The organism is Enterobacter sp. CC120223-11, from assembly GCF_900215375.1.
Classification (GTDB): domain Bacteria; phylum Pseudomonadota; class Gammaproteobacteria; order Enterobacterales; family Enterobacteriaceae; genus Scandinavium.
Genome location: NZ_OBEF01000028.1, coordinates 23,060 through 29,059, shown reverse-complemented (window position 1 = coordinate 29,059; position 6,000 = coordinate 23,060). Strand labels below are relative to the sequence as shown.

At 55.0% G+C, this 6,000-nt stretch carries 6 protein-coding genes, 1 tRNA gene and 1 other RNA gene; 5 read left to right on the top strand and 3 right to left on the bottom strand.

The genetic code is table 11. From position 1 onward, the window contains the following. Positions 1–17 precede the first annotated feature (17 nt). The 4 genes from CRO87_RS21775 (at position 18) to pnuC (ending at position 2,361) form a co-directional block, all read left to right on the top strand. Positions 18–93 (top strand) — tRNA-Lys (locus CRO87_RS21775). Positions 94–124: 31 nt separating this feature from the next. After that, positions 125–249: non-coding RNA, RtT sRNA (locus CRO87_RS21770), on the top strand. Positions 250–535: 286 nt separating this feature from the next. Then, the gene (gene nadA / locus CRO87_RS21765) at positions 536–1,579 is read left to right on the top strand and encodes a quinolinate synthase NadA (protein ID WP_097164990.1); all 1,044 of its coding nucleotides are present in this window, start codon (positions 536–538) and stop codon (positions 1,577–1,579) included. A gap of 62 nt (positions 1,580–1,641) precedes the next feature. Continuing rightward, positions 1,642–2,361, top strand: a complete 720-nt coding sequence (gene pnuC, locus CRO87_RS21760; protein WP_097164989.1) for a nicotinamide riboside transporter PnuC — start codon at positions 1,642–1,644, stop codon at positions 2,359–2,361. On the opposite strand, the gene zitB is transcribed toward pnuC, so the two are convergent. Together zitB and CRO87_RS21750 are read right to left on the bottom strand one after the other, a co-directional pair. Then, positions 2,358–3,302 carry a CDF family zinc transporter ZitB gene (zitB, locus tag CRO87_RS21755; RefSeq protein WP_097164988.1) on the bottom strand — a complete coding sequence of 315 codons (945 nt, stop codon included), beginning with the start codon at positions 3,300–3,302 and terminating at the stop codon, positions 2,358–2,360. The two genes, pnuC and zitB, sit on opposite strands and share 4 nt — an antisense overlap. Positions 3,303–3,413: 111 nt before the next feature. Then, on the bottom strand, positions 3,414–3,791 hold the full coding sequence (locus CRO87_RS21750; protein WP_097164987.1) for a YbgS-like family protein: 378 nt from the start codon (positions 3,789–3,791) through the stop codon (positions 3,414–3,416). A 318-nt stretch (positions 3,792–4,109) separates the two neighbouring features. On the opposite strand from CRO87_RS21750, the gene aroG reads away from it, so the two are divergent. Then, on the top strand, positions 4,110–5,162 hold the full coding sequence (aroG, locus tag CRO87_RS21745) for a 3-deoxy-7-phosphoheptulonate synthase AroG (RefSeq protein ID WP_097164986.1): 1,053 nt from the start codon (positions 4,110–4,112) through the stop codon (positions 5,160–5,162). A 66-nt stretch (positions 5,163–5,228) separates the two neighbouring features. Here aroG and gpmA read toward each other — a convergent pair whose 3' ends face one another. After that, entirely contained in the window at positions 5,229–5,981 is a 753-nt protein-coding gene (gpmA, locus tag CRO87_RS21740; protein ID WP_097164985.1) for a 2,3-diphosphoglycerate-dependent phosphoglycerate mutase, read from the bottom strand. Positions 5,982–6,000 lie beyond the last annotated feature (19 nt).

Below are 6,000 nucleotides of genomic sequence, written 5' to 3'. Positions count from 1 at the left end.
GAAGAACATCCCGTAAGGGGTCGTTAGCTCAGTTGGTAGAGCAGTTGACTTTTAATCAATTGGTCGCAGGTTCGAATCCTGCACGACCCACCAATGTAGAAAGGCGCCCTAAAGGCGCCTTTTTGCTATTTTGAATTCGTCAGGATGAGAACCTGCAGCAGGTTCGAGTCGAACGAAGTGAGACAACGGAGCCGCTTGTGGCGACGTCCCGAAGGGCGAGCGAAGCGAGTAATCCTGCACGACCCACCAATGTGGAAAGGCGCCCTAAAGGCGCCTTTTTGCTATGCGCGATTCGTGCTGGATGAGACGAGTGATATCCTGCACGACCCACCAAATTCAAACAAAGCGCCTTATGACGCTTTTGTTGTTTCTGCGTACCGAACTCTCTTTACCGTGAATCCTTAAACAAATTCCCCACGACAATCTGCCTCAATTTCGCTATCTTGTTTAGCATATAAAACACCATCGGGAGAAATACGCCTTCAGGCCGCTTTCTTAGGATGGTTTGGTTAAGCCAGTAAAACGAGAAGCCATGATGAGCGTAATGTTTGATCCTGAAACCGCAATTTACCCGTTCCCACCGAAACCTGCGCCGCTCAGCGCGGACGAAAAGCAGTTCTACCGCGAAAAGATAAAGCGTCTGCTTAAAGAGAAAGACGCGGTGATGGTCGCGCACTACTACACCGACCCTGAAATTCAGCAGCTGGCGGAAGAGACGGGCGGCTGCATTTCCGACTCGCTGGAGATGGCGCGCTTTGGGGCTCGTCATCCGGCGAAGACATTGCTGGTTGCGGGTGTGCGTTTTATGGGCGAGACGGCCAAAATCCTCAGCCCGGAAAAAACCATTCTGATGCCGACGCTCAATGCGGAATGCTCACTCGATTTAGGCTGCCCCATTGATGCCTTTAACGCCTTCTGTGACGCCCACCCGGATCGCACTGTTGTGGTGTACGCCAACACATCAGCAGCCGTAAAAGCGCGGGCTGACTGGGTCGTCACTTCGAGTATCGCTGTGGAACTGATTGAGCACCTCGACAGCCTGGGCGAAAAAATTATCTGGGCCCCGGATCGCCATCTGGGGCGCTACGTTCAGAAGCAAACCGGAGCGGACGTGCTGTGCTGGCAGGGAGCCTGCATCGTGCATGATGAGTTCAAGACGCAGGCCCTGACGCGGATGAAGGCGCTGTATCCGCAGGCGGCGATTCTGGTCCATCCGGAATCACCGCAGTCGATCGTGGATATGGCGGATGCCGTGGGCTCAACCAGCCAGCTCATCGCCGCAGCAAAAACGCTGCCTAACCAGCAACTTATCGTGGCCACGGACCGCGGCATTTTCTACAAGATGCAGCAGGCGGTGCCTGACAAAGAGTTACTGGAAGCTCCAACCGCGGGTGAAGGCGCGACCTGCCGCACCTGTGCCCACTGTCCGTGGATGGCGATGAACGGCCTGAAAGCCATTGCCGAAGGGCTGGAGCAGGGCGGCGCGGCGCATGAAATCCATGTGGACGCCGCATTACGGGAAGGCGCTTTAGTGCCGCTTAACCGCATGCTGGATTTTGCGGCTACACTACGTTCTTAATGACATGTCCATAAGAACGTGTTCTTAACGTTGCCGTTAATTCACTGAAAGGAGAGGAACAAATGGATTTTTTCAGCACGCAAAACATTCTGGTGCATATTCCGATTGGCGCGGGCGGCTACGATCTGTCGTGGATTGAAGCCGTAGGGACCATTGCCGGGCTGCTGTGCATCTGGCTGGCAAGTCTTGAGAAGATCAGCAACTATGCCTTTGGCCTGCTGAACGTCACGCTGTTTGCGATAATCTTCTTCCAGATCCAGCTGTACGCCAGCCTGCTTTTGCAGCTGTTTTTCTTCGCGGCGAATATTTACGGCTGGTACGCCTGGTCGCGGCAGACCAGTCAGCATCAGGCCGAACTGCAAATCCGCTGGCTGCCGCTGCCCAAAGCGCTGGCCTGGCTTGCGGCGTGCGTGGTTGCGATTGGATTGATGACGGTCTTTATCAACCCGGTGTTCGCCTTCCTGACCCGCGTGGCGGTGAGCATCATGCAGTCTGTTGGGCTCAGCGTGACCATGCCGGAACTTCAGCCCGATGCCTTCCCGTTCTGGGACTCCTGCATGATGGTGCTGTCGATTGCCGCGATGATCCTGATGACCCGCAAATACGTGGAAAACTGGCTGCTGTGGGTGATCATCAACGTCATCAGCGTAGTGATTTTTGCGCTGCAGGGCGTTTATGCGATGTCGCTGGAATATCTGCTGCTGACGTTCATTGCGCTGAACGGTAGCCGGATGTGGATGAACAGCGCCCGTGAGCGGGGCTCTCGCGCGCTTTCGTCCTAGTGATGGTGATGATGGGCGTGTTCAGCCTGCGCCTCGTTCAGGTGGCATTCCGGCCCGTTACAGGGCTGGTATTCCATCTGGATGGTGGCGTGCGCTATCTGGTAGTGATGCTCCAGATAGTGCTGAATCTTCTCCAGCAGTCCGTCATGATCGTGAGGCGGGATCACGTGCACGTGCAGGGTCATGATGGTTTTTTCCCCAACCAGCCAGACGTGAACGTGATGAACGTCGCGCACTTCCGGAATTTCACGGCGTAAACCGCGCTTCAGGGCATTGATGTCCAGCGAGCCGGGCGCACCTTCCAGCAGCTCATTCACGCTCTCCTTAAGCAACTGCCACGCGCTCTTCAGGACGAGGCATGACACGAGCACGGACAAAATCGGGTCAATAGGCGTCCAGCCGGTGGTCAGAATCACAATCGCGGCGACAATCGCGCCAACCGAACCCAGCAAATCGCCGAGCACGTGTAGCGCTGCGGCACGAACGTTGAGGTTTTTCTCTTCGCTACCGCGATGCAGGATCCAGAAAGAGAGGATATTGGCGAGCAGTCCTGCGATGGCTATCACCATCATCGTCGCGCCAGCAATCGGCTGCGGATGGCGGAAGCGAACAAACGCCTCCCAGACGATCAGCACCGTAATCAGCACCAGCGCAATGGCGTTCACAAAGGCCGCAAGCGTTGTCAGGCGCAGCCAGCCGAAAGTGTGTCGGGCGTTAGGTGGACGGCGGGCGAAATGAACGGCCAGCAGCGCAAAGAGCAGGGCGGCGGCATCAGTCAACATATGGCCCGCATCGGCCAGCAGGGCGAGTGAGCCAGAAATCAGGCCGCCGACAACCTCCAGCAGCATAAAGCCTGCGGTGATAATAAAGGCCAGCAATAAGCGACGAGCGTTGCCGTCATTCTGCTGCTGACCCGAAGAGTGAGAGTGAGAATGTGCCATGTGCAGGTCCTGCTGTTTTAATTAGTGCATGACATCATTACAGATATTTCGGGCTTGCGCATAAAAAAAGGAGAGCCGGGCTCTCCTTTGCGGATGAAGGGCGACGGAGTGTTACTGTGTAGTACCATCCGTTTTGCTATCGACATCGTTGTTCATGCCGCTACCGGTTTCAACTTTCTTGTTGATATCCGGGCATTTACCGTCTTTGCACATGGTGTTTTTGTGAATCTCATCTTTACTCATATGCTGTGCATCTGAACTGTTGCCGTTCGGGTGCAGCATGGTCCCGCTGGACTGAGTATTCACATTGCTGTTGTCGACCCCGTTAGGCGCCACATTCTGATGAGCATCGGGCGCAGGCTGGCCTGCCGCGGCGGCAGCGTTTGCCTGGCCGTTATTGTCTGAAGCTGTGTCCGCCGCCAGGGCGGCACCGCTCATCATCGAAAGGGTCGCCGTCAGAATCAATGTTGCCAGTGTATTGTTTTTCATGGAGATGCTCCTGTTATGGTCGTTAAGTCGGATAACTTCTTCCAACAGTGCATATCGGAATGCGCAGGGCGCATGGTGGAGAAAGATGCCAGGATGCTGATTTATGTCAGACTGGAATCTTGTGAATTATCCATTTTTTAGCATTTACATTTAAAAAGTGTAGCGCCATTCTCTCTTCTCGCTACTATCTGGCGTTTTTTAGGGGTATTCCTGGAATATTCCGTCTGAAGTGTAAAAGACTGTTTACACTTCACGGCTGGCAAGTTAGATTGAAGGGATTGCACTCAATCATATAAGTATGGCAACGCTGGAAAGATCATGAATTATCAGAACGACGATTTACGCATCAAAGAGATCAACGAGTTATTACCGCCTGTCGCACTCCTTGAAAAATTCCCCGCCACTGAAAACGCCGCCAACACGGTTTCCCATGCCCGCAAAGCGATCCACACGATCCTCAAAGGCAATGACGATCGCCTGCTGGTAGTGATTGGCCCGTGCTCGATTCACGATCCTGTCGCAGCGAAAGAGTACGCAGGCCGTCTGCTTAAGCTTCGTGAAGCGCTGCAGGGTGAACTGGAAATCGTTATGCGCGTCTATTTTGAAAAGCCGCGCACCACCGTGGGCTGGAAAGGACTGATTAACGATCCGCACATGGACAACAGTTTCCAGATTAACGACGGCCTGCGCATTGCGCGTAAGCTGCTGCTGGAAATCAACGACAGTGGCCTGCCAGCGGCAGGTGAATTCCTCGACATGATCACCCCGCAGTATATGGCTGACCTGATGAGCTGGGGCGCCATTGGTGCGCGCACCACCGAATCCCAGGTTCACCGTGAACTGGCGTCGGGCCTTTCCTGCCCGGTTGGTTTTAAAAACGGTACCGATGGCACGATTAAAGTCGCCATTGACGCCATCAATGCCGCAGGCGCGCCGCACTGCTTCCTGTCCGTGACCAAATGGGGCCACTCGGCGATTGTAAATACCAGCGGCAACGGAGACTGCCACATCATCCTGCGCGGCGGCAAAGAGCCGAACTACAGCGCGCATCACGTGGCGATGGTGAAAGAGGGGCTGCATAAAGCGGGCCTGCCGTCTCAGGTGATGATCGACTTCAGCCATGCCAACTCCAGCAAGCAGTTCAAAAAGCAGATGGACGTGGCGACCGACGTTTGCGGTCAGATTGCCAACGGCGAAAAAGCGATTGTGGGCGTAATGATTGAGAGCCACCTGGTGGAAGGCAATCAGAATCTGGAAGGCGGCGAGCCGCTGACCTACGGCAAGAGCATCACCGACGCCTGCATTGGCTGGGACGACACCGAAGCCGTTCTGCATCAGCTGGCGAATGCGGTAAAAGCGCGTCGCGGTTGATTTTTCAACCCTGGCGGCAATAAAAAAGCGTGGATGGCTCCACGCTTTTTTTCATCCTGATAAAGCTTACTTCGCTTTACCCTGGTTCGCGACGGCAGCGGCTTTCGCAGCGATTTCGTCAGCGTTACCCAGGTAGTAGTGCTTGATCGGTTTGAAGTTTTCGTCGAACTCATACACCAGCGGCACGCCGGTCGGGATGTTCAGTTCGAGAATTTCGTCTTCGCCCATGTTGTCGAGGTATTTCACCAGCGCACGCAGGGAGTTGCCGTGAGCGGCGATGATCACGCGCTCGCCGCTTTTCAGGCGTGGCAGAATGGTTTCGTTCCAGTATGGCACCACGCGGTCGATGGTCAGCGCCAGGCTTTCGGTCACCGGCAGCTCTTTGTCGGTCAGCTTCGCGTAGCGTGGATCGTGGCCCGGGTAGCGTTCGTCATCTTTGGTCAGCTCTGGCGGGGTGATCGCGAAGCCACGACGCCACTGTTTCACCTGCTCGTCGCCGTATTTCTCAGCGGTTTCGGCTTTGTTCAGACCCTGCAACGCACCGTAGTGGCGCTCGTTCAGCTTCCAGGATTTCTCAACCGGCAGCCAGGCCTGATCCAGCTCATCCAGCACGTTCCACAGGGTGTGGATGGCACGTTTCAGCACGGAGGTGTAAGCAAAATCGAAGCTGAAGCCTTCATCCTTCAGCAGTTTCCCTGCTGCTTTTGCTTCGCCAACGCCTTTCTCAGACAGATCAACGTCATACCAACCGGTGAAGCGGTTTTCATTATTCCACTGGCTCTCGCCGTGGCGAACAAGCACAAGCTTAGTAACAGCCATACTGTGACTCCTGAACTAG

Bases quoted from the DNA above. Each gene is read 5' to 3' on its own strand.
- pnuC (WP_097164989.1), top strand. From the start codon at position 1,642: ATGGATTTTTTCAGCACGCAAAACATTCTGGTGCATATTCCGATTGGC.
- CRO87_RS21750 (WP_097164987.1), bottom strand. From the start codon at position 3,791: ATGAAAAACAATACACTGGCAACATTGATTCTGACGGCGACCCTTTCG.
- aroG (WP_097164986.1), top strand. From the start codon at position 4,110: ATGAATTATCAGAACGACGATTTACGCATCAAAGAGATCAACGAGTTA.
- gpmA (WP_097164985.1), bottom strand. From the start codon at position 5,981: ATGGCTGTTACTAAGCTTGTGCTTGTTCGCCACGGCGAGAGCCAGTGG.
- zitB (WP_097164988.1), bottom strand. From the start codon at position 3,302: ATGGCACATTCTCACTCTCACTCTTCGGGTCAGCAGCAGAATGACGGC.
- nadA (WP_097164990.1), top strand. From the start codon at position 536: ATGAGCGTAATGTTTGATCCTGAAACCGCAATTTACCCGTTCCCACCG.